This window comes from Notoacmeibacter marinus (assembly GCF_002238045.1).
Classification (GTDB): domain Bacteria; phylum Pseudomonadota; class Alphaproteobacteria; order Rhizobiales; family Rhizobiaceae; genus Notoacmeibacter; species Notoacmeibacter marinus.
In genome coordinates this window covers 1,468,331-1,492,294 of record NZ_NBYO01000001.1, presented here as the reverse complement: position 1 = coordinate 1,492,294, position 23,964 = coordinate 1,468,331, and the positions used below count along the sequence as shown (strand labels likewise).

Here is a 23,964-nt window from a genome sequence, read left to right as displayed (position 1 = left end):
AGGCTCAGAACGACGAGAAACCTGGAATCGCAAGCGGATTGTCGGACAGTGCGGCTGCATCGGGCCGATCCGTCGCGACCTCCCCTGTGAAAGCGCCAAACAAAGCCTCGACTTCACCATCGCGATGACCATGGGTGATGACGACGAGCGCCGTCTCTTCAGGCGCATCGTCCGGCCATCGATCCAACGCATAGGGCGGATGAACCATGCCCTGCACCGCCTGCACCACGAACGGTCTTGTTTCTCCCTTGAGCCGGGCCAGCCCTTTGACCCGCAGCAACCGACTGCCAAGTGTGCCCACCAGCACTTCGACAAACCCGCTCAACGCCCTCGGCGCGAGCGGCCGGTCTGCCCGCACCACCGTGGTGGCGTAGGCCGTACCATGATGATGATGGTGGTGCCGGTGGTGGGCGTGCTCCGCCGGCGCATGATGGATGCGATCGCCGTCGGTGGGGCTCGCATGCGGCACGCTATCCGACACCTCACTCTCGCCAGAAAAGGAGGAGAGATCGCCAAGCAGCATCGTGGGCTCTTCACCTGTATCCAAAATTTCCGTCCGCGGCGCCAGGTCGCCAAGGGCTCGGCGCAATCGCGAAACACTGTCGGCATCGGCCAATTCGGCCTTGGAAAGGACGATGCGGTCGGCAGCGGCGACCTGTCGTCGCGCCTCATCGAAATCGGCCAGTGTGGTCTTGCCGTGCAGACAGTCGACGACCGTCAGGACGCCATTCAGCCGGACCCGCCCGGACGCGCCGATTTCGCCGAGAATCGGCATGGGATCGGCCATCCCGGATGTTTCGATAACGATCCGCGATAGCGGCCTGCCGCGCTTCTTTGCCGCTTCGGTAAGATCGGCCAAAGTCTCGTCGAGGACACCGCCATCCATGCAACAAAGGCAGCCGCCCGCCATTTCCAGAACGGCTCCGCCCGTAGCGGTTTCGATCAATGTGCCGTCGAGAGGAACGTCGCCGAATTCGTTGACGATCACGCCCGTTTCGCCGAGGGCCGGATCGGCGAGCAGACGGTTGAGGAACGTCGTCTTGCCGGCGCCGAGAAACCCCGTCAGCAAGGTGACGGGCAGGCCGCCGGTCCCTGCGCTCACTGCACCTGCTCCGGTCGGCTCTGTGGCACGGGAATGGCGATAATGGCCGGCTCGACGGCTGCCGACTGCGCCTTGCCGTCTTCCCCGCCTGGCGATGAGGCCATTGTGTCCTCTGCCTGATCGGCTGCGACAGCTTCTCCGGTTTCGGCAACCGAGGCGGTCGGTTCGGCCTCGCCCTCAACGACCAGGCCCGCCGGATCGACCGGCGGCCTTTCCAGCACCAGATCGCGCAGACCGGCGGGACGCTTGGCCGGAATCGGAATGTCCACCATGCCCGTATTGCGCGCGGGCGGGCCGTCCGCCCCGCCCAGCGAAACGGCGACCGCGACCGGCGCGCGCCGCATCGGCTCGATATTGGATGAGCGGTAGATCAGCTTGCCGTCGACATCGCGGCCGTCATAGCGGTTGAGCTGTGCTTCGCCGGTGCAGATGTCGCTGCGAATATCGGCCACTTCGGTGCCGCCATTGCCATAGCGCGGCAGGGTCAGGACCGTGTCCGAAACGGTTGCCGGATCGGTGGCGAAGCCCGCCGCCAGAAGATCGGCCGCCTTCTCGGCGCGCTCCTGCTGGTCGAGCGCGCCCAGCACCACGGCTACGACTGTGCGTCCGTTGCGTGTGGCCGAGGCCACCAGATTGAAGCCCGACGCGCAGATATAGCCGGTCTTCATGCCGTCCGCGCCGGCCATCCGCCCGATGAGGATATTGGTGTTGGTGACGGGGGCCTTTCGGCCCGGCAGCTTCAGCGCCTCGATGGAGAAGACGCCGGCATATTCGGGATATTGCCGTCGCACCAGCGCCGACAGAAGGCCGAAATCTCGCGCCGTGGTATATTGACCGGCACCTGGGAGACCATGCGGATTGACAAAATTCGTATCCGTCATGCCAAGCGCGGCGGCCCGCTCGTTCATCATGGCGAGGAATTTGTCGCTCGTGCCGCCGATCGCCTCGCCGACGGCCATGGTGACATCGTTGGCGCTTTTGACGAGCATGATCTTGATTGCGTTCTCCAGCGTCAGTTCGGTGCCGACCGGATAGCCCATCTTGCTCGGCGGTTCGGCGGCGGCGCGCTTGGTGATCCTGACGGGCGAGCGCATGGAAAGATCGCCAGACTGCACGGCCTCGAACGCCAGATAGGCCGTCATGATCTTGGTGATCGAGGCCGGATACCAGCGGTCGAAGGCCCGTTCGTGCGCCAATACCTTGCCCGTTTCGACGTCGACTACGATATGCGGATTGGCTCCCGCCGCTCCGATGGACAGGCAGAGCACGAGAAGGCTGGCGAGGAAGGAGCGGTGGCGCATCTTTGGTCCTGAACGGCGTTGAGCGTTGATCCGGCCGGCTTTGACAACCAGTTGCGGCGGCAATGGGACGGTCCCGGACGTGAAGCGCAAATATTGCCGTTCCGGCCGCGCCGGTCCAGAGCGCAGGGATATATCGCCCTTCTTTGCATCTTGGAAAGACCCGGCCGCTTCTGCTAAGCGGAAAGCGCGCGGTCCCGTAGCTCAGCAGGATAGAGCATCAGATTCCTAATCTGAGGGTCACAGGTTCGAATCCTGTCGGGATCGCCAACTATTTTAAAAGCTTACGTTTTCAATCTGGCTGATTTCATGTTGGATCATGTTGCACTGGCAACCATTGAAATACAACGAGATACAGCTATGCTCGGCTGTTCCACGCAACATGGAGAGGCGCATGAAGCTGGGACTTGCAGGAATTTTTCTGATAGCCCTCGCGGCTCCAGCGTCGGCCTACATGTCTGGAGAGGGGCATGAATATAGGCTGACCTGCAATGCCAATGGTTATAGCTTGAAGTCTGTCAATCCGGTCGGCCGATTCATCGGGCACGGCGCTGGTACACAGATCAAGTCTGAGCGCGAGACGCTTGCCTTGGGCCGATCATGCGATGCCCATGTGAAGGCATTTGGTTATGGCGAGTGGTGCTGGGCGAATGGCGGCTTCTTCGCAACTTTTCCTGGCGGCAAGATCGAATTTCCCCGGCAAGAGCTTTTCTGCGAACCTGAGCCTGAGTATGAGCTGAATTGTCGCTGTTGAAAATGGTCGGAATGGCAGGATTTGAATCTGCGGGACAGGTTTGAATTCTGTCGGGATCGCCATTTTTCAAGTGTCCGTTCTGGACACATCAGTCCATACTAGTACTTCGGCCCTAACACCGCAATCAGGCCGCGCGTCAGGGCGATGGCGACAGCCGCTCGCAGGTTTTGGCGCCGGGCTTCCTGCGGGCGTTGCGTCCGCGAAATTCCACGGTCGCCGCGCTGATGCGCATCTTCAGCGCGATCGCCTTGGTTCGCAGACCGCTGGCCACCCAGCGCAGCGTTTCCATCTCCCGCCGGGCACGTGCGGCGAGGCCGACCGCAAACCCTCACACCACAAATCAAAAAGAGAACCGAAATCATCGCCGCGGGACAGCGGTTACATCAGAGATGCATCTATCGTCCGGTCCATTCGGCAACACCGAAGCCCGTCCGCCCATAACCATTGCCATTATAGAACAACAGAATCCTTCCAACCAGGTGGGTCACGGCCGGGTAACAGGTGGCCTCACCGTCCCATTTGGCACCAGGGCCCAGAAGGTCCCGCGATTGGCGATGCCAGATACCGGCATCCGGATCCCAGCTCGACCAGCCTATCGTGTATTGTGCGCGGCGTATGGCGAAGACGACCTGCCGTGCGCCCAGCGCATCGAAAATCCAGGGTCGAGACAACCCGTATTCGCCTTCCTCCAGGGGAATCACATCACGCCCTGTCGGTGACCAGTCGATCCCGTCAGACGACCAGGCTTCGGACAACGCATGTTGCATCTGTCGCTCGTCGAGACCGCCTCCGCGACTGGTTCCGTAGAGCATGTGCCACCGGCAACCGGTCGCCTGTGGCGGACTGGTGTAAGGATAGCTCAGCGTGAATGGATCGTGGCGGCTGCGGTCGATGAGCGGACCCTCGAAGGCAGGCTCGAACCTGTCACCGCGCCCCGATCTGTCTATGGCAAGGCCGATGGAGTTGCGGAAGGGAACGTCGGCCGACTTGTTCCATCCAAGGAAATACATCCAGAGCGCGCCGTCCGGCCGCCGATGGATCGAGCCGATCGATATTCCACGGTCGTAGAACGTTCCGGTGGGACCGGGCCGCAGAGCCGGCGTTTCCGAAACGGCAACGACCTGAGTGGGATCCTGAGGGTCCAGATCCACCCACCCGACAGAACCCCGATTGTCGCTGTCGCGTGCGACGATGAAGACTCTCAGATGATCGTCCGACAGCCAAACTGGGGTTGGATAGGCGGCATGGCTGACCATCCAGTCAGGGCCGTCCTCCGCACCGAAGACCCGCTTGAGTCGCCTGAACTCCACCCGTCAAAAACCCCGGAGGCGGGAACTCGGGATCTTGGCGATCTTGCCCGGCTCCGACGTGATGACCGTCTCGTCAGGAATGGACTTTGCGACCGTCGTACCCGAACCGATGACGCAGCGCGCTCCGATTGCGATGTGGTCGTTGGTGGTCGCGTTGACCCCTATGAAGCTATGGGCGCCGACACTGACGCCGCCGGAGATCACGACATGGCTGCTGATAAAGGCGAAATCTCCGATGCTGCTGTGATGCCCGATATGGTTGCCGCTCCATAGCGTCACACCGCGTCCGATGCGCACGAATGGTTGGATGGTGTTGTCTTCGAGGATGAAACAGTTGGACCCACAGGCGAAATCCGAGAATGTTGTCGCCCTGGACGAAACGTAGCTCGGCAGAGTGTAACCCTTGCCTTCCGCCTCGGCGCATTTCGCCGCCCGCAGGTCGTTCAGCCCCGAATAGCCGACCGCCACGAAGAGATCGTGGTCGCCGGGTCCATGACTTGTCACGATATCTTCGAAGGGCAGCACGGCTTTTCCGGCGAAACGATTCGACCCGATCCGGTCTCCGTCGATGGTGAAGGCCGCAATCTCCCGGCCTGCGTCGGCCTCGAAATAGAACGCCGCGACCTCTGCCAGTTCTCCCGTCCCGAAGATTACGATAGGCTTGGGCATTTCAGACGTCTTTCCTGGATGTGGCCGCCTTGTAGGCGTAGCACGTGCATTCATAGAGCCCATAATCCTCCCGCAGAACTATGTGCCGGGAGAATGCGCGGCATACGACCTGCGCGAGTGCGGCAGTTTCTGGGTGAAACAGCTTCTCGTTCTTCCAGTCGACATGCATGGACATGACGTTGAAGGCCAGCCCCCGTTTGGCCCTGGCAAAGACAGCCCCGCCAAGTCGTTCCAGATAGGAAAACATCTCCGCTTCGGTCAGGTCCTGGCGCCGCGTGAAGATCCCGTTCATCACGATGTAATCGTAGCTGCCCAGCGCCTCCGGCGTTTCCAGAACATTGAGACAGTGAATCGTCGTTCCGGGCAGGGCATTCCGTGCGGCCTCAACATAGGCTGGCGAAAGGTCGAGGCCTTCATATTGGATATGGTCGAGGCCCCGCGCGTCGATATGCTTCTTCAGGCCGCCGAGCCCGCATCCGAAATCGAGAAGTGTCACGGGCTCTTTTGTTTTAGGCAGTAGGTCGAGCATGACGTCGTAGCGCGTCGTGGCGGCATGCTCGTCCTTCCAGTCCACCGCCTTGGGACCCACTCCGTAATCCTCGAGACATGCCTCGTAATGGGAAACGATGCTGCGATAATTGCCGCCTTCGATCATTGCGGGCGGAAGCTCGGGATTGATGACCTCTCGCACAATCGTCAGCGGGCGTCGCTTCACCTCGAGAAACACTTTCGCAAGATAGATTGCGATGACGCCGTTGAAGAAAAGCGTCACCCCGCCAACAAGAAGAATCGCTGCGATAACGGACGTCCAACCTTCCAGCACTACTCCGAAAAACCGCTGGAATATCAGATAGATGATAAAAATGATTGCGGAAAGCGAGAGCACAACGCCTGCAATGGAGATCGCCTGAAGCGGCCGCACGGAGAAGGCCGTTACCGCGTTGACGAAGATGCCCACGAGCTTTCGGAATGTGTAGGTGGTGTCATCGCGTGGTGGTTTGTCCACGGCGTAAGGAATCTGGCGAAAGCCCGCCATGTGCCAGATGCCTGCGGCGAAAAGCTCTCGTTCCCTGAACTGAAGGACCGCATCGACGTAGCGACGGGTCATCAGGCGGGCAGTGATGATGTTGGCGGGAAAATCGATGCCGGACGTCCAGCTCAATGTTCGGTAGAACAGGCGCCTGGCGCCACGATAGAACATGTTGCCTTTGCGCGCCTGCTGGATGCCATAGACGACGTCGCAATCGTCTTCTTCCACAAGTCGCGAAAAGAAGGTCGCGATCCATTCCGGTTCTTCTTCCAAATCGCTGTCACAAATGAAGATGTAATCGCCGGTCGCGGCCTCCAGCCCTGTCATCAGCGCTGGGTGCTGGCCGTAATTTCGTGACAGATCGATGACCCGGACATGGGGATTTTCCGTTGCAATCTCGCGTGCGACCGTCAGGCTATTGTCAGGACAACCATCATTGACCAGTACGATCTCGTAATCGGGCGTCAGCGCTCTCATCGTCGCATCAGCCCTGTCGCACAACTCACGCAGGCTGGATGCGCTTCGGTAGAGCGGGGTAACGAGGGAAATGCGCATGAAGGCCCTTTAGCGCTTTTCTGGCGTTTCGAACAAGCCGCCGGGGATCTGCGACTTCAGGTGGCTGGCCGTGTCGGGCCCCAAGGTCATCAACATGTCGATGATACTCACCCCGTGCTCGAAATCCTCGCTTTGCTGCGCATAGGTCGGATAGCCGGAATAATCGGCATAGCGGAGGTCTATCCCGGCATCGACGAATAGCTGGGGATCAATGTAACTCTTGGCCGCCGGCCCGGAAAGATAGCGCGTCGCGCCGTACCCCCGGCAAATTTCGATCAGGCGTTCGGCCGGATCATCGCTTTGTCGCGGGACGGAATCGGACCGCCCGAAGGTGACGTTTATGCCCAGGGCCGTCGCCAGATGGTCAAGGAAAAGTCGGTTGATCGAACTCAGGTGCGTTTCCTTGGCGGCCTCTCCATAAGTGGTTTCGAGGCCAGGGGCGTAGTCCCGGAAGAACGGTGATTTGCCGTAGGCGAGCTCGATGGAGGTCCAGTGCTTCTGGGCCCAGCTGCCATCGGTGACTTCGATTTCCGAGACCGGGGCGGCATACTTGCCCTTCGATTGCACCGGTATGGTCAGCCAGCGTGGCTGTCCCTGGATGATGATCTTGTTGCGGTTGCGCCAGTCACGGCGGGAGAACTGCACTTCATCGAAGAGCACGAACACATCCGCGGCATTCATCAGATCGAAATAGCCCTTCCAGGGGATGTAGTTCGACTGGAGGATGACGACCGTCTTCTGGCTTGTCATATCCCTAGCCTTCCAATCGAGAACGCCGTGAGGCGTAGTAGGCGTCGAGCGACGTGATGTGCTGCGCGCCGTAACCGAAAAGCTTTCGCGCGTCGTCCGACAGGTCGTCCCGATGGCCCAGGATCGCCGGCATGTCGATCTGCTGACGGATCATCGGGATCGTGTAGACGTGATTGACAGCGCGGCGATCGGCGGTGCTTCGGTTGGGAGCCCCGGAATGATAGACCATGCAGTCGAGAACGAGGAAACTGCCTGCCGATGCCGTGATCTGCCGCTCCAGGGCGCGCACCGTGTCATCGGACGGAAACGGTTCACTTTTGTGCGTACCTGGAACGACGAGTGTCGCGCCATTTTCGCTTGTGAAGGGATCGACACAGTAAAGTGCGTTCAGCGCGAGAGGACGCGAGCTGGTGAAGTGCTGATACGGCAGGTCGCGGTGATAGGCTGCCTGATTGTAGTCCTTCCCGGCCGGATTGACGATCCCGTTCTGCTGATTGAGGATGAAAGTCCCGGTGCTATATGAGCCGCCAATCAGGTGCTCGGTGATCGCCAGGACCCGCGGGTTCTGCGCCAGCTTTCCGAAGATCGCCTCATAGAGCATGGGCATCCGCACGGTATTGTGCTCGTCGATCTCGCGCAGTGCATCGGCGCCGTATCTTTCCGCCTGCGCCGCGTGAGCGCGATCGAATGCGGCGGCGATTTCGGCTTGCTCTTCGGCATCGTACCCTGAGTCGACCACTGCGTATCCGACGAGCTTCAGTTGCTCCAGGGCGCGATCCACGACATCGCCTGGCGGAGTTCGATGCTTCACGCCGTAATTCTTGACTGCCATTTCCATGGAACGGTCTCCTGTCTTATCGGGCGATCAGCTCGTCGAAGGTAAGGATGGTCGCCTCCGATGCACCGAACCGCCGCGCAATGGCCTTCTGGGTGCGGGGATGCGTGGCGACGATGACGGCGTCGCAATTGCCCGGCTGAACCTCTTCCAGCTTTTTTACCGGCACTCCCAGCGCACGCGCGCCGGCAAGGTCGTCCACGACGCACGCTTCCACCGCTCCCCAGGTCGCGGGCGCATAGGCCCGAAGGAGCCCTGCCATTTCTCCCGCGCCAAAAACGAAAGCATGGCCGGTGATGTCGTTCAGGGCTTCTGACAGCACCGCGTCGAGCCGCGACCAACCAGCCATGTATGTCGCAAAATCGTCATGCGAGGCGGCAGAAGCGGTCTCGGCGCTCTGACCGTCGCGGGAAAAGACGAAGAGTTGGAAATCGCCCAGTCCAGCCGGAGCCGGATCATGTTCTATCAAAACGAGCCCAGCCCGTTCGGCCAATGCGGCGACAGCTTCCGGTGTGAAGCTGTAAATGTGATCCTGGAAAACCAGCTCCATGTTGGGTGGAACCGACTTTGGACAGATGATCACGATCGCGCCGCCCATCGTGAGCTGCGCAGCCTTAGCCGCGAGGAAGGCAACCGGATCGGCGGCATGTTCGAAGACGTTGATCGAAAAGACCATGTCGAATCCGGCTCCGGCCTCGGGCAGAAGCAGATCTTCGACAAAGCCGTTCCGTATCGTCACGCGCGGGTCTGCACCTTTGGCCGAAGCCGCAACTTGGGGCGCAGCCTCATAGCCCACGAAGGCGGTGTTCTGCCAGGTCGCGGCCAGGGCGCGCAGCGTATGGCCTGACCCGCACCCGATTTCCATAACGCGCAGAGGTACGGCATCCAGGCGCGCCAGCAGAAGATCAGCATAGGCAGACGACCGGGACACGTCGGATGGCGCAGTCTCCACGGCCAGGTTATATTCCGCCCCGTAGAAGCTCCGCACGGTGGCTATGTCCGGCAATTCCGAATGCTGGATGAGGCCGCAGGCCGGACAACGCGATTTTGCCAGCACGCGCTGCGAGATTCGCCCATCGCTGAGCATAGATTGTGTGGGGTGAGGCACCGGCAGATCCAATGTCGCCGTCCCACAGGCCACGCAAGTCATAGCAGCTGGAACTCTGGCGATGCCGCAATCTGCAGAACGGTCTCGATAACGTGATCCTGATGCGCCTGCGGCATACCCGGATAAAACGGCAGGCTGATCGTCTGGCGTCCCCAGGCGACGGCGGCCGGACAGGCGGCCAGGCTCTCGGGGTATTTCTTGGCGTAATAACCGAGGTCGGGAAGCGCCCTGAAATTCACCGTCACCGAGATTCCCGCGTTGTTGAGAATGGCGATGACCCGGTCACGCTCATTCACCCCGATGGTGAAGAGGTGCGCGGCATCCGTCGCGCCCTCGACGATGGCCGGCATCCGAAGTCCCGTGCCGTCGAACGCGGCGCGGTAGCGACCGGCGAGGGCATGACGTTGGGAAAGCAGCTCGTCGATCGTCTCGATTTGCCTCGGCAGAAGCGCCGCCAGCAGATCGGGCAGGTTCGCCTTCACGCCCAATTGCTCCATGCCCCAGTGATTATACTTACCGCCTTTGAAGCGATCGATCGCGGTCGCGGACATGCCGTGAAGGCGGGTCTCCAACAGGCTCCCATGCAGGGCATCATCCCGCAGGATCACCGCGCCGCCCTCGCCGCATGTGACGTTCTTCGTCGCGTAGAATGAAAAGATCGCCGCATCGGAATGAGCCCCCGGACGGTCCCCGTCCAGTTTTCCTTCAAAGCAGTGGGCGCAATCCTCCAGGATGTATATGCGTTGGCCGGGCGCTGCGGCAGCTTCGATCGCATCACGGAGCGCAGCGATATCCACCATCCGGCCATAGAGGTGGACCGGCATGACGGCTTTCGTCCGCTCGGTCACGGCAGCAGCGGCAGTTTCGGGTGTAAGGAGGAGCGTATCGGGATCCACATCCACGAGCCGCGCTGTCCCACCGATCAATTCGACGACATTGGCAGATGCGACGAATGTCTCTGCCGGGACAAGGACTTCGTCACCAGGTCCGACGCCCATGGCAAGGAGCGTCGCCACTGCGCCGTTCGTCCAGCTGTTGACCAGCGCGGCGTGGGGCACGTCGAAATAGCGCCGAAGCTGGTCCTCGACCCCATGCGCGACGGGCCCGGTCGTCAGGAAGGGCGTCTTGAGGACCTCGGCGATCCCCGCCGCATCCGTCTCGGTCAATCCGTGTTTGTAGAAATCCACCTTCATCGTATGGCTCTCGCTTGGCTCCGCTCACTCAGCTGAAGCGCATGAAATCGAAGCTGTCTACAATGCCGGGCAACTCCTCGAAAAATTGGCGCTTCGGCGCCCAGCCGAGTTCTCGCAGCCTGCTGTCGTCGAGGCTGTAGCGGACATCCTGGCCCGTTCGGTTGCCGGTCGCCATCCATGCATCTTCCTCGGGCACCTTCAGATGCTCGGCGATCGCCCGAAGCACTTCGATGTTACGCAATTCGGTATCGCTGCCGATATTGTAGATGCTGTTGCGCTCCCCCCGCTCGATCACCGTCAGGATGGCATCGACCGTATCTTCTGCATGGAGCCAGGAACGCACATAACTGCCATCCCCGTGCATCAGCGCCGGCTGACCGCGCCGCATCCGCCAGGCGCTCTTGGGGATAAGCTTCTCGGGATATTGCTGGCAACCGTAATTGTTGGTCGGACGCATGATGTTCCAGTCGATCCCGTAGGTCCGGCCCCAGCTGGTGACAAGCATGTCCGCCGAGGCCTTCGTCGCCGAATAGGGGTTCGAGGGTTTCAAAAGATCGGCTTCGGAATGCTTTCCGTTGGAGATGTCGCCATAGACCTCGTCGGTGGAGATCTGAATGAACAGAGGGCGTTCACGCGCCTGCTTGGCACGCACCCGCTCAAGCATGTTCTGGACGCCCATGAAATTCGACTGGCAGAACTGCTTGTTGGACGTAATGGCGTTGTCGACATGGCTTTCGGCGGCAAAGTTTACGATGACGTCGCATTCCGGCAGGAAGTCACACTCCGCGACATCCATCTGCAGGAGCCGGTAATGCGGGTGGGCGTCGAATTCGACCATCGATTTAAGGTCTGCCGCGTAGCTCACCTTATCGATGTTGCGCACAAAGCAACCGTTATCCAGGCAGCGTCGCACGAAATGCTTGCCGATGAAGCCTAACCCGCCGGTGACAAGAATAATTTCGAAAGATTTGTTCATGGAGTGTCCATACAAGTATTTCGTTCAATGACAAACGGGCTCAGCTGTGACGCAATGTCAGCGTCATTGGGCTGGCCCATCCCGAAGGCACCGCGTCCAGCAGGCGCGCCAGCCCTTCCACAAGGCGCGGTCGTCGCGCCACGGCGCCCAGCAGGCCGCCATGGCGCCTGGCGAAAATGGGATCGTCGTTGAGCCGGCGCATATAGGCACCCATCACGCTATCATCGAAGGCGATGGACAGTCCGTTCGCGCGCGCCAGACGTGCAATGCGGTGAGCGGTAATGAAATTCACGCCCGACCAGATTTCATGGTTCGCGGCAACCTTGCCGGGCATGAGGTGACGCGTCGCCTGAGGCGCGAAAGGAAGCAGGGGTACGCCAAGATGCGGCTCGTAGGGAAAGCGGTAGTTCGGACACAGGTGCCGCATCAGTCCGTCGGGTTTCAGCACATCGCGCATGGCTGGAATCGCCGCGTCGAGCGCCATGATATGCTCCAGCACATTGGCCGAGAAGATCAAATCGAAGGTCCCATGCTCCGCCGGTGTCAGCGCCTCGGCTCCGATGGGCAGGATATCCGGGCGAAAATCCGCCGGGATCTGATCGAGCACCGCTTGGCAGAGCGCAGTCATGAAGCTGAAACCGCCGTCCTGGCCCGGTTCGATCCCGAGAACTTCGAAACCTTCGCTCAACAGGAATGCACTCAGCACGCCGATGCCGGAGCCGACCTCCAGGATGCGTTGGCCGGGCTGTAGATGCGGCGCCACGATCCGTGCGCCTGTCGGCATCTCGCCCAGATACGTCTCAATCATCAGCGTCGCCCGGTCACGGGGCATATCCCGATAACGGAGAACGGCATCCACCAGTGCTGCCCGGTCCAGCCGTTCTGTAAAAGAATCGAGACGATCGAGCAGCCTGTCCATGCCCTGTCCTACTGCTGGTAGCTCAGCCATGCGACACCTGCCGTGATGACCAGGATCGCCGAAGCCTGACCGAGTGAGACCGGCTCGCGAAGAAGGAAATATGCGAAAATCACGGTGATGGGCGCGATAAGGGCGGCGGCGGGCATCATGAAGGACAAGGGAAGCCGCGTCAGTGCAGCATACCACATGGCAGCGCTGACGATGATCAAAGCACCGCCGGCCCAGACCCAGACATCCGAGACCGCGGCCCAGATAAATCGGCTCAACGGCAAACGTCCGTCGCCTTCACCGGTCAGATCGCCCAATCGCCATTTCAGGATCAACTGAGACGACGCCACCGACATTATGCTCAAGGCCAGCAAAACCAAGGACGTCGCATAGCTGAACATTGTGGTGGGACACCTCTCATGGACAACGCAGATCGTTTGGCACATACACCACACGCTGCCGAATCCAAAGCCGCAATCCGTCCACTCCACGGGGCAGAATGGAGATCATACGATGACCGCGCCCAGCACTTTGCCAGCAAAGGCGGCCTCCATCAGGGTCGCAACGCGGGCGATGGGTGTTCTTGCCGATCTCGTCCCCTGGCTCTCGTTGGCTCTGGCGGCAGGTGCGCTGGGATGGGCCCTGTTCTTCCTTTGGGGCGCGATCGACCTCGGACCAGAGCTGTCCGACAGTGCCTTCTACGTCCTCATGCACACGGAATACGCCGAGATCGCCAGCAATCTGACGGGTTTCGGTCCGTTGGTCGCCGCCTTCGCAGGGGACGCCTCGTTGCAAACCATCCGGCTTGCCACGCTCATCTTCATCTTCGCGGCCCCGCTCGCTTTACTGGTGCCCGCCATTCTTGGGGCACGACGGCAGGGAGAACCGTGGCCGCTTCTGCTTGCCGGGCTTCTTGCAGCCATGGCCGGGAACTCGGCCTACTACAAATGGCTTCTGATGGACCCGAATTACAACGGGCTCGTCCTCCCGGTCGTCTTCATCGCCTCGGCTGCGCTCTGGGCACTGTGGAGCGCGGCAACAAGCGGTAGGGTCACTGCCGCGATCGGCGGCGGACTTGCTCTGGGTGCGGCACTCTTCTGTTTGCTGTTTCTGAAGATCAGCTCCGGCGTCGCCTTCGTCGTAATGGCTCTGCCGCTCTTCGCCCTCGCCGCGCTGTGGCAAGCGCGGCTCCCGGCAGGCCGGGTGTTCGGAGCGCTCGTCCTCGTCGCATCCTGCGTCATCATGGGTGGGCTCGTCTCTGCACTGCTGCTCTCCGCCGCAACGCTCCCGCTGTCCATCTTGTGGGAACGTTTGACGACCGGGTTCGAGACGGCGGCGATCCTCGCCAGTCACGACGTGAGCCTGGGAAAGCTCATAGTAGAGCTTTTCGACACGCTTGCCCAGTTTGCCGAATATCTCTTCGGCGAACCGCTGATGCTCATGTTGCCACTTTTGTGTCTTGGCCTCGCGCAGACCCGGCTCTACGACCGACAGCGTTGGATGCCGATGATCCTGACGGTGCTGGCACTTCTCGGGACATGCGCACTCGTGGTGGAGTACGTGAACGACTTCGACAATATGGCCCAGCGCGTATGGGTTTTTGGCTTGGGCGCATCTCTACTCGTCTGGCTCGCGCCGGGCCGCGATCTGCGTTTGGCGCTCTTTGCGACGCTCTTCGGTTGTGCACCGTATGGGTTGAGTCTGGGCACGGCCAGCAGAATCATTTCGCATGCGACAATCTTCACGGGAGCATCCATTGCGGCGCTTTTCCTCGTGGCCTTGGCTTTGGAGCGCGGCCGCCATACGGCGATGGCTATAACGGTGCTTCTCGGCGCGGGCCTTACATTCAGCGCGCTCGATCTGGCAGCTTCCAAACCCTACCGAATGCTTGAGCCCCTCTCAGCAGCGACAGAACGCGTCCAGGCCGGCGGCGAAGTCTGGCGTGTCACACCGCCCATCGCCGAGACCTATCGCGCGATGGCGGCATTGCGCGAGACGCGGCAATGGAAAGAAGCACGGCAGGACGGTCGCCCTGTTCTGCTGGACCTGTCGGGCCGCGCTCCGGGCTTGAACTGGATGGGTGATTTCCGGGTGCCGTCCATGCCCTGGATTCTATCCGGCTATGATGGGAGTAACGACTTTCTGACCTGGGCGCTGTCACGACTGACCGAGGACGATCTGCGCACCATGTGGATCGCCGTGTATATGCCAGGCCCTGAAGGAGCGCGAAACGGCCTCTCCACCGAAGTGCTCAACGCAAGTCTGAAACCGATTGGGCTGCAATTCCCGGAGGACTATCGTGCCGTGGGACCGTCCGTCCCTGTCGCATATGTTGATCGTCGAATTACAGTATATCGTCCAGTGCAATAATTTTCGGTCCGAGCAGCGGGGGCGTGTCAGGGCAGCGTCGTAAAGCGATGTTTTGGCCAAAGCCCGCCTCGTGGGCCGGAGACATATCGGGGGTTCGATAAACTTTCAGGACCGTCTTTTTGCATGGCCCCCTCACATCGCTATCAGCCCGCGTGTCAGGGCGATGGCGACGGCCTGCTCGCGGGTTTTCGCGCCGAGCTTGTGGCGGGCGTTCCGGCCGTGAAATTCCACGGTCGCCGCGCTGATGCGCATCTTCAGCGCGATTTCCTTGGTTCGCAGGCCGCTGGCCGCCCAGCGCAGCGTTTCCATCTCCCGCTCGGTCAGCGGCGCGGATTTGTCCGTCGCGGTCATGTCGCGCATTCGCTCGTGGGCCAGAAGCGCAGCGAGGTGAAAGATCCTCCATCCACTTCCACGCAGGCGGTCAACCGTTTCACGGCCATGGCTCGTCACCACGTTCCAGCCGCCGACCCCTCCCGGACCGGCCAGGCGGACGGGCAGCGCCAACCCCGCCGTCATGCCGGTTTCGCCCGCCGTTAGAATGAATTGGCGCTCCTGGCGGTCGAGATAGGGGTGTTCGTCGAAATAGTCCTGACCCGTCGAGGTCACGGCCAACTGGCTGCAGGAATGCCGGAAAAAGGGATCGATGTCGAAATAGTGCTCGGCGGCGTAGTGATCGGTCCAGCATTTCGTCAGATTGGTGCGAAGGATCGCGCGGCCGGGCGCAAGATCGGCATAGAACACCCCATCGAAGCCGGCCTGATCGAAATAACCGCAAACGACGGACCAGACCACGTCCCTGGAGTCGGCCCGACCGAGACGCTCCACATAGTCGGCAAACTGATCTGCATCCACGATTGATACCGTCTACCTGAGGAAATCCTGAGCTTGTTGAGCATAGTGGCCGCGGTTACGCTCCGGCAACCCTTGTCCAATCTCAGGTAGAACCATGCGAAAGACAATTCTGGCCTTCGCGGCGCTTGCCGCAGGGCTCTCGGCAGGACCATGCGCAATAGCGGCGGACGATGGCCGCCAACTCATGGTCGTGCTCGACGTGTCCGGCTCGATGTGGGGGCAGATCGACGGCGTGACGAAGATCGAGATCGCCCGTCAGGCTTTCGGCGATCTATCCGCCGGTTGGGCGCGCGACGGCGTGGCTGCCGGCCTCGTCGCCTATGGGCACCGCCGCAAGGGCGATTGCAGCGATATCGAGGTGATGTCCAAGCCGAGCCGGACATCGGCCGATGCCATGCCGGGCGTTGTGAACCGGCTGACGCCCAAGGGCAAGACGCCGCTCTCCGACGCCGTGCGCAAGGCCGCCGACGTTCTGAAATTCACCGAGAACGCCGCCACGGTCGTGCTGCTCTCCGATGGGCGCGAGACCTGCAACGCAGACCCCTGCGCGGTCGGCGCGGAACTGGAGCGGCTTGGCGTCGATTTCACGGCGCATGTCATCGGCTTTGACATCACCGATCCGGACGACAAGGCCCAGCTGCAGTGCCTGGCGGAGAACACCGGCGGCCGCTACCTCGATGCGTCCGACGCCGCCAGCCTGAACGAAGCCTTTGCCGATGTCGCGGCGAGCGAGCCGGAGGAGCCGAACCCGACAGAGATCAAGATCGTCCTGGCGCCTGCCGAAGGGGTCAGCCGGCCGTCCGAAATCACCTTTTCGGCGACCAATCTGGCGACCGGAGAAACACGCGATCTCGGCACATTGACCGGCGCGGACCAGATATTGCAGGCGATGCCGGTGACATTGAGCGACGAAGAATGGCGGATCACGGCCGAGGGAATTGGGCGCGGCAGCATCGAGATCACCCCGGTCGCCGGTGAGCGATACGAAATCCCCTATGATGTGGGCCGGACGCGGTTCGCGCTTCTGACCGAAGGGCCGTTCGTGGCCGGCGAACTGGCCGAAATTCGTATCGATGTGCGCGATCCGATGCCGCCAAACCAGACCTGGCGGCTGGTCTGGGCGAAGGAAGTCGGCGAAGTCGTCAAGCGCAGCTTTCTTTCGGCGGAACCGGTCGGCGTCTATGCCGATGAGTGGGGCATCCCGGACGAGCCGGGCCGATACCGCCTTCGCATCACCGGCGAAAATCTCGACGACATCTATATGGACGCGCCTGTCGAGATCGTCTCGGAGAAGGCGGCTCTGCCGACCGTCCGGATCGCGCTCGACACGCCCGCGCGTCATGGCGAGGCGATCACGCTCTGGCTCGACGGCTCTGCCGAAGAGCCGATGCCGGAAGCACGCTACCGGATCGTGCCGCGCGGCGGCGCCGATCGCGAGGAGATCGACAGTGCGGAACTGGACGGCGAATTCACCTCCATTCTCGCCACGATGTCGCCCGGGCCCTACGATGTCATTCTCGTCGCCGATCCTTACGGCGACCGCATCGAGATGGCGCGTCTTCCGATCGAAGTCGAGCCGCAGGAACTGGCCATCGTCGCGGCTGAACCATTGGTGACGTCCGATCCCGATGGTCTGCGACTGAACGGTGCTGTCCGCGCCGGCGACAGGCTCATTTTTCTCGATGAGAGCGGACAGGAAGCGGCGCAGATGACGCTGGAGACGGCGGAAGGCTTCGGCGTACCGGCGGCGCTCGAACCGGGCGCTTACCGGCTGAAGCTCGACCGGGACGGCGCGATCACCCTCGATGTCGGCACGATCGACCTGATACCGCCGAGCGCCAGTCACATTGGAGAGGACGACGCCCCGCCCGCCAAGGGCGAAAACCGCTCGGATTATCGCTGCGATACGCCGGTCCCGTGCCGCTATTTCGACGCCGAAACCGGTCTGGCCTGGACCCTTCCGCCGGATTGGCAGGCCGAAACGCCCTATCGCTACACGACAGCCGGCGGCGCCAAAGCCGAGCATCCGACGCTGGTGATGACGAAACGCGCAGACGGGCCGAAAGCGTTCGGCGTCACGCTCAACATGCGCCAGCGCGCCGCCGATCTCGGGCCGTGCACCGAGGTGCCGGTTGGCACGCTTTGCCATGATGAGACGGACGACCCGGGCGATCTGGCGGACTTTGCCATGATTCGGGCGGGCCTCGAAGGCGGCGTCATCGGCAACGAGCCCATGACCCAGGCGCAGATCGACGCCCTGCTGGCCCGCACTGCAGGAGAAGTCCAGTGAGAGCACCGCTTCTCGTCACCGCGCTGCTGCTCGGCACGGCCATGGCGCACGCGCAGACGGCCGAACCCTCCGCCTCGACCATCATCGTCGCCACACCGGCGGCCGATGGAAAGGGCGCGGCGTTCCGAACGGTCGACCGCCTGATCGTCCAGAGCGGCCTGCCGGACGATATCTGGAACGCGCCGGACGATGTCAGTATCGTCATTCTGGAAGAGGGTATGCCGCCGCGCTGGTCGCGCGCGCCGCTGGACGAGATCGATCGCCAGTTCGGCGGCGATGGCGAGGTCGAGGTGGAGCTCGATCATACGCCGAGCCCGCCGCAAAAGCTGCCTCCGGCGAAGAAGGGCAAACCCGCCGATCTGTCGAAGCTGCCGGAGAAAGCGCCGGAGGAGGTGTTTGACCAAGACAGTGCCGGATTGTCGATCCAGCCTGCCGACGGCACCTGGGTGCCGGAACTGGTCTCGCAAGACATGACTGGCTGCCCCGCCATGCTCGCAGGAGCAATGAAGCAGCAAATCCCGCCGAGCACACCGCGCGAACTGGCTTTTTCCGACCCGTTCGATCCGACATCGATCGGACCGGGCTTTGCGCGCTTTTCCTGGAAGACGACGGGTCCGAACAGCTGGGCGTCGACGATTGTGGAGGTTTCGCCGGAAACGACCGGTCAGCAAAGCGGCATGTCCTTCAGCAATCGCCAGTGGATTGAGATACGCGATACCGACACCATCGGCCTCCGCACGCGGATCAAACTGAACCTTGCGCCGCATCTGGCCAAAATAATCGGTGGTGGTCAGAACTGCCGTGTCGATATTGAGGGCGTCTGGCAGCGACGGGGCTGACGGCCGGCGATTTGCCCGATGCCTCAGCGGCCAATGAAGCGACGAACCCGGAGGGCTTGCGCCCTCCGGGTTCGTCATTCTGTTTTGGCTTGGGGAGCGCCCCTGCTTACTGCGCGGGGGCCGTCTCGCCTTCGGCAGGCTTGTCCATGCCCGCTTCGTCTGTCGACGGTTCGGCAGAGCCATTGCCCTGCTGCTCGGTATATTTGGCGATCAGCGCCTGCGCCTCTTCGATCAGCGCTTTGCCGTCGATGCCCTTGGCTTCCATATCGGCGGCCCAGCGTTCATAGACGGGCTGCGCGGCTTCGCGCCATTTCTTCGTTTCTTCCGGGCTGATGGTGATGATGTTGTTGCCCATCTCCACGGCCTTCTCGCGCGCCGGGGCATCGTAGGAAGCCTGGATCTTGCCGCCCATCGCGGAGAATTCCATGCCGGAATTGTCGTCGATGGCCTTTTTGATATCGTCCGGCAGGCTCTCATATTTGGCCTTGTTCATGGAGAGCGTGAAGGTGACGGTGTAGAAGGCGTTGCCCTCGGCAAACTCGGTGTGGTTCTTGACCATTTCGGGAATTTTCAGCGCCGTCGTCACTTCCCACGGCACCACCGCGCCGTCGATCACGCCTTTGGACAGCGCTTCGGGGATCGAGGTGATCGGCATGCCGATTGGCGCGGCGTTGAGCTCTTCCAGAAGGAAGCCGATCATCCGGCTCGGCGTGCGGAACTTGACGTTCGCCATGTCGTCCATGGTTTCGACCGGTTTGTTGACGTGCAGCACGCCCGGGCCGTGAACCCATGCGCCGAGCATATGGAGATTGGCGTAATCGGTGTCCTTCATCTCCTTTTCGAAGAGTTCCCAATAGGCGCGGGAGGCCGCTTCGGCGTTGGTCATCATGAAGGGAAGTTCGAAGACTTCCGGCCGGGGAAAGCGGCCGGGCGTAAAGCCGTTCACCGTCCATGCGATGTCGACCGCCCCGTCGATCACCTGATCGATCAGCTCCGGTGGCTTGCCACCGAGCTGCATGGCCGGAAAGTGCTCGATCTTGAGCTTGCCGCCAGCGGCTTCCTCAACCCGCTCGATCCACGGATCGATCACGAATTGCGGCACATTGGCCTGCGGCGGCAGAAACTGATGCAGCCGGAGCGTGACCTCCTGCGCCTGTGCAGCGCCGCTGGCCAAAAGAGCGCCCAGTCCGACCATTCCGGCCATAAACATGTGACGGGTGTAGTTCATTGCAATCCTCCTCTCCATACCGATGCGGTATGCATGAACCCATCATTCGACAGGAAGGTTGCAGATGCAACTGTCGAGCGCTGGATTTTACGAAAATCGATGGAGATCGGCGCGGCATCATAGCAAGGGGATATCTCGTCCAGCCCTGCCATGCGGTGCCGAAGAGCCGGATGAACCCTGGTCGATAGGAACTTCCCCGGGCGGCCGCCTGTGCTATGTGTCGCCTCGAAAAACCGGATGATCGGCGGGCACGGTGGTCCGGCCGGTATTGGGAGGGTTTCCATGTTTCTTGGCATCGATATCGGGACCTCGGCCGTCAAGGTCGTCGTCGCGCCAGCTCATGGCGATGTCGTCGCGACCGCGAGCGCGCCGCTGACGATTTCGAGCCCCCGTCCGCTCTGGAGCGAGCAGGCGCCTGACGATTGGTGGACGGCGACAGTTGCCGCTTGCGCCGAAGCTCGTGCCCACGCACCGGACGCATGGGCGAAGATCGCCGCCATCGGCCTGTCCGGCCAGATGCATGGCGCAACCGTTCTGGGCGCGGACCGGCGTCCCCTTCGCCCGGCGATTCTCTGGAACGATGGGCGCGCCTTCGCCGAATGCAACGTCATGGCGGAGAACCTGCCGGGCCTCGGCCAGATCGCCGGCGTGCCCGCCATGCCCGGCTTTACCGCGCCGAAGATCCTGTGGTTGCGCGACCACGAGCCGGAAACCTACGGCGCGATCGCCCATATCCTGCTGCCGAAGGATTATGTCCGCCTGCAAATGACCGGTGAAGTGGCGACCGACATGGCCGATGCCGCCGGCACGCTCTGGCTGGACGAAGCGCGCCGCCAATGGTCGGACGCGCTGTGTGAGGCGAGCGCGACCGATCCCGCCTGGTTGCCGGCCCTCTACGAAGGCACCGAGGAAAGCGGCCGTCTGACCGCAGAGGCGGCCGAGGCGCTCGACCTCCAGCCGGGAACGCCCGTCGCGGCGGGCGGCGGCGATGCGGCGACCGGCGCGGTCGGCATCGGCGCGGTGAAAGACGGCGATGCGTTTTTGTCGCTCGGCACGTCCGGGCAGTTCTTCATTGCCGACGAGACCTATCGGCCCAACCCGGAAAGCTACGTCCACGCTTTTGCCCATGCGGTGCCGGAGCGCTGGTTCCGCATGGGCGTTATGCTGAACGGCGCGTCGCCACTGGCCTGGTTTTCATCGGTGGCCGGCGCCGACATCCCGACCCTTCTGGCCGAGGCGGGCCAAGCAAGAGAGGATCGGCTGCCGCTCTTCCTGCCCTATCTCACGGGCGAACGGAGCCCGCATAACGACCCCTATATTCGCGGCACCTTCTCCGGCTTGGAATCTTCCACGAGCCGCGGCGAGATGGCCCGCGCCGTGATCGACGCCATCGCCTATTGCTTTCGCGACGCGCGTGACAGTTTGGCAGCGGCTGGCGGCGTGGTCGACCGGGCCATGGCGATCGGCGGCGGCACGCGCAGCGATCTTGTGTTGCAGACGCTTGCCGATGCGCTCGGTCTCACGCTGGTGCGGACGGTCGGCGCGGAGACCGGTCCGGCCTATGGCGCGGCGCGTCTCGCAGCGGTGATGAGCGGCGAACTCTCCCTCGACGATCTGGCTGAAAAGCCGGCGACCGAAAAGGTCTTCGAGGCGAACGTCGATCAGGCCGACCATCATGCCGAGCGCCACCGACGCTACCGTGCGCTCTATCACGCGCTTGCCCCCCTTGCCCGCCCGGACGGAAGCGAGGACTGACGCTTCTTTCCATCGTCCGCTGCATTAAATGGGTGGCAAGGACAGGAGCACCCCATGAGCGACCACCCGCAAATGACAGACCGGCCCATCGGTATCGATGCCGAGGGTATGCGCGCGGAGTTCGACAGCCTCGGCAAGGTCGAGGTGCCGGCCGACCGTTATTGGGGCGCGCAAACGCAGCGTTCGCTGTACCATTTCTCCATCGGCCGCGACAGGATGGCGCCGGAGGTTCACCGTGCCTATGGCGTCGTCAAGAAGGCCTGCGCCATCGTCAACCGCAAGGCGGGCCGCCTTGCGGACTGGAAGGCCGACGCGATCATCCGCGCGGCGGACGAGGTGATCGGCGGCAAGCTGGACGATCATTTTCCGCTCTTCGTCTGGCAGACGGGGTCCGGCACCCAGACCAACATGAACGTCAATGAGGTGATCGCGAACCGCGCCATCCAGCTTTTTGGCGGCGAACTCGGCAGCCAGGACCCGGTCGGCCCGAACGATGACGTCAATATGGGCCAGTCATCGAACGACACCTTTCCGACCGCCATGCATATCGCCGCGAAAATCGCCATTGATGACGATCTGCTGCCGGCGCTTCGCGATCTTGCCGGCGCCATCGAGACGAAGGCCGATGGCTGGATGGATGTGGTCAAGACCGGCCGCACCCATTTGCAGGACGCGGTACCGGTAACGGTCGGGCAGGAATGGCATGGCTGGGCAGGCCAGCTTCGTGACGCCATCGAAACCGTCGAGGAGACCAGCGGCAAGCTGCTGGAACTGGCGCTCGGCGGCACCGCCGTCGGCACCGGCCTCAACGCACCGGAGGGTTTCTCGGCCGATACCGCAGCGGAAATCGCGGACCTGACCGGCAAGACCTTCGTCACCGCGCCGAACAAATTCGCCGCACAGGGCGGGCTCGACGCCATGGTGAAGGCGAGCGGCGGGCTGCGCGGCGTGGCGGTCGTCCTCATGAAGCTTGCAGACGATATTCGCTGGCTGGCCTCCGGCCCGCGCCTCGGCCTTGGCGAATTGCAGATCCCGCCGAACGAGCCGGGCTCGTCCATCATGCCGGGCAAGGTCAACCCGACGCAGAGCGAGGCGCTGATGATGATCGCCATTCAGGTCATGGCGAACGATCAGGCCGTGGCGATGGGCGGCGCGCGCGGCAATCTTCAATTGAACGTGATGCGCCCGGTCGTCATCGACAATGTGCTTCGTTCCGTCCGCATCCTGACCGATGGCGCCATCAATTTTCGGCGCTTCTGCATCGAGGGCACCGAACTGAACCGCGAGCGGATCGATGGCGACGTCGAGCGCTCGCTCATGCTGGTGACGGCGCTCGCGCCGGAGATCGGCTACAACGCTGCCGCCGATATCGCCAAGGATGCAGCCAAGACAGGCGACACCTTGCGACAGGCCGCGCTGCGCAGCGGCAAGGTGACTGAAGAAGAGTATGACCGCATCATCCGTCCCGAAACGATGACCGGCGACGGCCTGGCAGGCGCGTGAAGCCAGCATCGGTCACGCCGTCATCCCGGCATTCAATAACGACCGTCATCTCGGCATTTATTGCCGGGATCCCGGGTGGCGCCGTTGTCTTCTGGATTCCGGGTACAAGCCCCGGAATGACGGTAGAGCAATAGGCGAAAAAGTCCCCAGGAAGTCCCTACGGTTTCTTCTTCACCCGCCCATAGAGTTCGAGCCGGTGATAGACGATATCGTAGCCCAGTTCCTCGGCGATCTCTTCCTGCAGCTTCTCGATGCGCCGCGAACTGAACTCGATCACATCGCCCGTATCGAGGTCGATCAGGTGATCGTGATGCGGCTTGTCCGCCAGCTCGAACCGCGCGCCCGTTCCCTCGAACTCGTTGCGCAGCACCGTACCGCCTTCGACCAGGATTGAGAGGGTACGATAGACTGTCGCCAGCGAAACCGACGGGTCCTGCTCGCGAGCGCGGCTCAGCAGTTCCTCGGCGGTCGGGTGATCCGTCGATCCCGCCAGCGCGGAGAGGATCGCCATGCGCTGACGCGTGATCCGAACGCCTTCGGCGCGCAGATCGTTTTCCAGCTCGTCGAGAATCTGCGGATCGCGTTCTGTCATGAACTGCGTGCTAGCACGAGGCGAAATCCAGTTCAATTTTAAATGCAA

Annotated in this window: 22 protein-coding genes, 1 tRNA gene and 1 pseudogene; 7 read left to right on the top strand and 17 right to left on the bottom strand. The window is 62.1% G+C overall.

The window, feature by feature from the left end; translation table 11 throughout:
* Positions 1-4: 4 nt before the first annotated feature.
* From B7H23_RS07150 to B7H23_RS07145, 3 genes and pseudogenes are all read right to left on the bottom strand, one after another.
* Positions 5-1,102 (bottom strand): CobW family GTP-binding protein, encoded by a 1,098-nt coding sequence (locus B7H23_RS07150; RefSeq protein ID WP_094076605.1) that lies wholly within the window; start codon positions 1,100-1,102, stop codon positions 5-7.
* On the bottom strand, positions 1,099-1,323 hold the full coding sequence (locus B7H23_RS16335; protein WP_420814466.1) for a hypothetical protein: 225 nt from the start codon (positions 1,321-1,323) through the stop codon (positions 1,099-1,101). Before B7H23_RS16335 ends, B7H23_RS07150 begins: the two co-directional genes overlap by 4 nt.
* A pseudogene (locus B7H23_RS07145) lies at positions 1,280-2,403 on the bottom strand (D-alanyl-D-alanine carboxypeptidase family protein). The gene B7H23_RS16335 and the pseudogene B7H23_RS07145 overlap by 44 nt, the downstream one beginning before the upstream one ends.
* Before the next feature lie 190 nt (positions 2,404-2,593).
* On the opposite strand from B7H23_RS07145, the gene B7H23_RS07140 reads away from it, so the two are divergent.
* Together B7H23_RS07140 and B7H23_RS07135 are read left to right on the top strand one after the other, a co-directional pair.
* Positions 2,594-2,670 (top strand) — tRNA-Arg (locus tag B7H23_RS07140).
* 124 nt (positions 2,671-2,794) lie between these two features.
* A complete protein-coding gene (locus B7H23_RS07135) occupies positions 2,795-3,154 on the top strand; it encodes a hypothetical protein (protein ID WP_094076603.1) in 360 nt (119 codons plus the stop codon).
* A 136-nt stretch (positions 3,155-3,290) separates the two neighbouring features.
* Here B7H23_RS07135 and B7H23_RS07130 read toward each other — a convergent pair whose 3' ends face one another.
* From B7H23_RS07130 to B7H23_RS07080, 11 genes are all read right to left on the bottom strand, one after another.
* Positions 3,291-3,443 carry a LuxR C-terminal-related transcriptional regulator gene (locus B7H23_RS07130; RefSeq protein ID WP_094076602.1) on the bottom strand — a complete coding sequence of 51 codons (153 nt, stop codon included), beginning with the start codon at positions 3,441-3,443 and terminating at the stop codon, positions 3,291-3,293.
* A 106-nt stretch (positions 3,444-3,549) separates the two neighbouring features.
* Positions 3,550-4,464: a glycoside hydrolase family protein gene (locus B7H23_RS07125; RefSeq protein ID WP_143534736.1), complete on the bottom strand. Its 915-nt coding sequence runs from the start codon at positions 4,462-4,464 to the stop codon at positions 3,550-3,552.
* Positions 4,465-4,467: 3 nt separating this feature from the next.
* On the bottom strand, positions 4,468-5,133 hold the full coding sequence (locus B7H23_RS07120; protein ID WP_094076600.1) for an acetyltransferase: 666 nt from the start codon (positions 5,131-5,133) through the stop codon (positions 4,468-4,470).
* A gap of 1 nt (position 5,134) precedes the next feature.
* A complete protein-coding gene (locus B7H23_RS07115; protein WP_094076599.1) occupies positions 5,135-6,718 on the bottom strand; it encodes a glycosyltransferase in 1,584 nt (527 codons plus the stop codon).
* Between the two features lie 9 nt (positions 6,719-6,727).
* On the bottom strand, positions 6,728-7,468 hold the full coding sequence (locus B7H23_RS07110; protein WP_094076598.1) for a WbqC family protein: 741 nt from the start codon (positions 7,466-7,468) through the stop codon (positions 6,728-6,730).
* Between the two features lie 4 nt (positions 7,469-7,472).
* A complete protein-coding gene (locus B7H23_RS07105; RefSeq protein ID WP_206608860.1) occupies positions 7,473-8,306 on the bottom strand; it encodes a phytanoyl-CoA dioxygenase family protein in 834 nt (277 codons plus the stop codon).
* Positions 8,307-8,322: 16 nt separating this feature from the next.
* Entirely contained in the window at positions 8,323-9,291 is a 969-nt protein-coding gene (locus B7H23_RS07100; protein WP_158215789.1) for a class I SAM-dependent methyltransferase, read from the bottom strand.
* Positions 9,292-9,449: 158 nt separating this feature from the next.
* Positions 9,450-10,604, bottom strand: a complete 1,155-nt coding sequence (locus B7H23_RS07095) for a DegT/DnrJ/EryC1/StrS family aminotransferase (RefSeq protein ID WP_094076596.1) — start codon at positions 10,602-10,604, stop codon at positions 9,450-9,452.
* A gap of 28 nt (positions 10,605-10,632) precedes the next feature.
* Positions 10,633-11,580 carry a GDP-mannose 4,6-dehydratase gene (locus tag B7H23_RS07090; RefSeq protein WP_094076595.1) on the bottom strand — a complete coding sequence of 316 codons (948 nt, stop codon included), beginning with the start codon at positions 11,578-11,580 and terminating at the stop codon, positions 10,633-10,635.
* A gap of 40 nt (positions 11,581-11,620) precedes the next feature.
* Positions 11,621-12,529: a class I SAM-dependent methyltransferase gene (locus B7H23_RS07085; protein ID WP_094076594.1), complete on the bottom strand. Its 909-nt coding sequence runs from the start codon at positions 12,527-12,529 to the stop codon at positions 11,621-11,623.
* Positions 12,508-12,765: a hypothetical protein gene (locus B7H23_RS07080; RefSeq protein ID WP_143534735.1), complete on the bottom strand. Its 258-nt coding sequence runs from the start codon at positions 12,763-12,765 to the stop codon at positions 12,508-12,510. The genes B7H23_RS07085 and B7H23_RS07080 overlap by 22 nt, the downstream gene beginning before the upstream one ends.
* 235 nt (positions 12,766-13,000) lie before the next feature.
* Between B7H23_RS07080 and B7H23_RS07075 the strand changes: the two genes are divergently transcribed.
* Entirely contained in the window at positions 13,001-14,857 is a 1,857-nt protein-coding gene (locus tag B7H23_RS07075) for a hypothetical protein (protein WP_094076592.1), read from the top strand.
* A gap of 132 nt (positions 14,858-14,989) precedes the next feature.
* On the opposite strand, the gene B7H23_RS07070 is transcribed toward B7H23_RS07075, so the two are convergent.
* Complete coding sequence (locus tag B7H23_RS07070; protein ID WP_094076591.1) at positions 14,990-15,709, bottom strand: helix-turn-helix transcriptional regulator; 720 nt, start codon at positions 15,707-15,709, stop codon at positions 14,990-14,992.
* 94 nt (positions 15,710-15,803) lie between these two features.
* Here B7H23_RS07070 and B7H23_RS07065 point away from each other — a divergent pair, with 94 nt between their 5' ends.
* Entirely contained in the window at positions 15,804-17,999 is a 2,196-nt protein-coding gene (locus tag B7H23_RS07065) for a vWA domain-containing protein (RefSeq protein WP_094076590.1), read from the top strand.
* A complete protein-coding gene (locus B7H23_RS07060; RefSeq protein ID WP_094076589.1) occupies positions 17,996-18,838 on the top strand; it encodes a hypothetical protein in 843 nt (280 codons plus the stop codon). The genes B7H23_RS07065 and B7H23_RS07060 overlap by 4 nt, the downstream gene beginning before the upstream one ends.
* A 106-nt stretch (positions 18,839-18,944) precedes the next feature.
* Here the strand turns inward: B7H23_RS07060 and B7H23_RS07055 are convergent, their stop codons facing one another.
* Entirely contained in the window at positions 18,945-20,066 is a 1,122-nt protein-coding gene (locus tag B7H23_RS07055; RefSeq protein WP_206608859.1) for a TRAP transporter substrate-binding protein, read from the bottom strand.
* Between the two features lie 282 nt (positions 20,067-20,348).
* Here B7H23_RS07055 and xylB point away from each other — a divergent pair, with 282 nt between their 5' ends.
* A complete protein-coding gene (gene xylB, locus B7H23_RS07050) occupies positions 20,349-21,821 on the top strand; it encodes a xylulokinase (protein ID WP_094076587.1) in 1,473 nt (490 codons plus the stop codon).
* 54 nt (positions 21,822-21,875) lie between these two features.
* Positions 21,876-23,324 (top strand): class II fumarate hydratase, encoded by a 1,449-nt coding sequence (locus tag B7H23_RS07045; RefSeq protein WP_094076586.1) that lies wholly within the window; start codon positions 21,876-21,878, stop codon positions 23,322-23,324.
* Positions 23,325-23,481: 157 nt separating this feature from the next.
* Here the strand turns inward: B7H23_RS07045 and B7H23_RS07040 are convergent, their stop codons facing one another.
* Complete coding sequence (locus tag B7H23_RS07040) at positions 23,482-23,916, bottom strand: Fur family transcriptional regulator (RefSeq protein ID WP_094076585.1); 435 nt, start codon at positions 23,914-23,916, stop codon at positions 23,482-23,484.
* Positions 23,917-23,964 lie beyond the last annotated feature (48 nt).

What these genes read in the sequence shown, in the direction of transcription:
- B7H23_RS07090 (WP_094076595.1), bottom strand. Translation starts at nt 11,580, where the DNA reads ATGAACAAATCTTTCGAAATTATTCTTGTCACCGGCGGGTTAGGCTTC.
- B7H23_RS07130 (WP_094076602.1), bottom strand. Translation starts at nt 3,443, where the DNA reads ATGGAAACGCTGCGCTGGGTGGCCAGCGGTCTGCGAACCAAGGCGATC.
- B7H23_RS07115 (WP_094076599.1), bottom strand. Translation starts at nt 6,718, where the DNA reads ATGCGCATTTCCCTCGTTACCCCGCTCTACCGAAGCGCATCCAGCCTG.
- B7H23_RS07045 (WP_094076586.1), top strand. Translation starts at nt 21,876, where the DNA reads ATGAGCGACCACCCGCAAATGACAGACCGGCCCATCGGTATCGATGCC.
- B7H23_RS07095 (WP_094076596.1), bottom strand. Translation starts at nt 10,604, where the DNA reads ATGAAGGTGGATTTCTACAAACACGGATTGACCGAGACGGATGCGGCG.
- B7H23_RS07135 (WP_094076603.1), top strand. Translation starts at nt 2,795, where the DNA reads ATGAAGCTGGGACTTGCAGGAATTTTTCTGATAGCCCTCGCGGCTCCA.
- xylB (WP_094076587.1), top strand. Translation starts at nt 20,349, where the DNA reads ATGTTTCTTGGCATCGATATCGGGACCTCGGCCGTCAAGGTCGTCGTC.
- B7H23_RS07120 (WP_094076600.1), bottom strand. Translation starts at nt 5,133, where the DNA reads ATGCCCAAGCCTATCGTAATCTTCGGGACGGGAGAACTGGCAGAGGTC.
- B7H23_RS07105 (WP_206608860.1), bottom strand. Translation starts at nt 8,306, where the DNA reads ATGGAAATGGCAGTCAAGAATTACGGCGTGAAGCATCGAACTCCGCCA.
- B7H23_RS07110 (WP_094076598.1), bottom strand. Translation starts at nt 7,468, where the DNA reads ATGACAAGCCAGAAGACGGTCGTCATCCTCCAGTCGAACTACATCCCC.
- B7H23_RS07065 (WP_094076590.1), top strand. Translation starts at nt 15,804, where the DNA reads ATGCGAAAGACAATTCTGGCCTTCGCGGCGCTTGCCGCAGGGCTCTCG.
- B7H23_RS07040 (WP_094076585.1), bottom strand. Translation starts at nt 23,916, where the DNA reads ATGACAGAACGCGATCCGCAGATTCTCGACGAGCTGGAAAACGATCTG.
- B7H23_RS07085 (WP_094076594.1), bottom strand. Translation starts at nt 12,529, where the DNA reads ATGGCTGAGCTACCAGCAGTAGGACAGGGCATGGACAGGCTGCTCGAT.
- B7H23_RS07075 (WP_094076592.1), top strand. Translation starts at nt 13,001, where the DNA reads ATGACCGCGCCCAGCACTTTGCCAGCAAAGGCGGCCTCCATCAGGGTC.
- B7H23_RS07055 (WP_206608859.1), bottom strand. Translation starts at nt 20,066, where the DNA reads ATGAACTACACCCGTCACATGTTTATGGCCGGAATGGTCGGACTGGGC.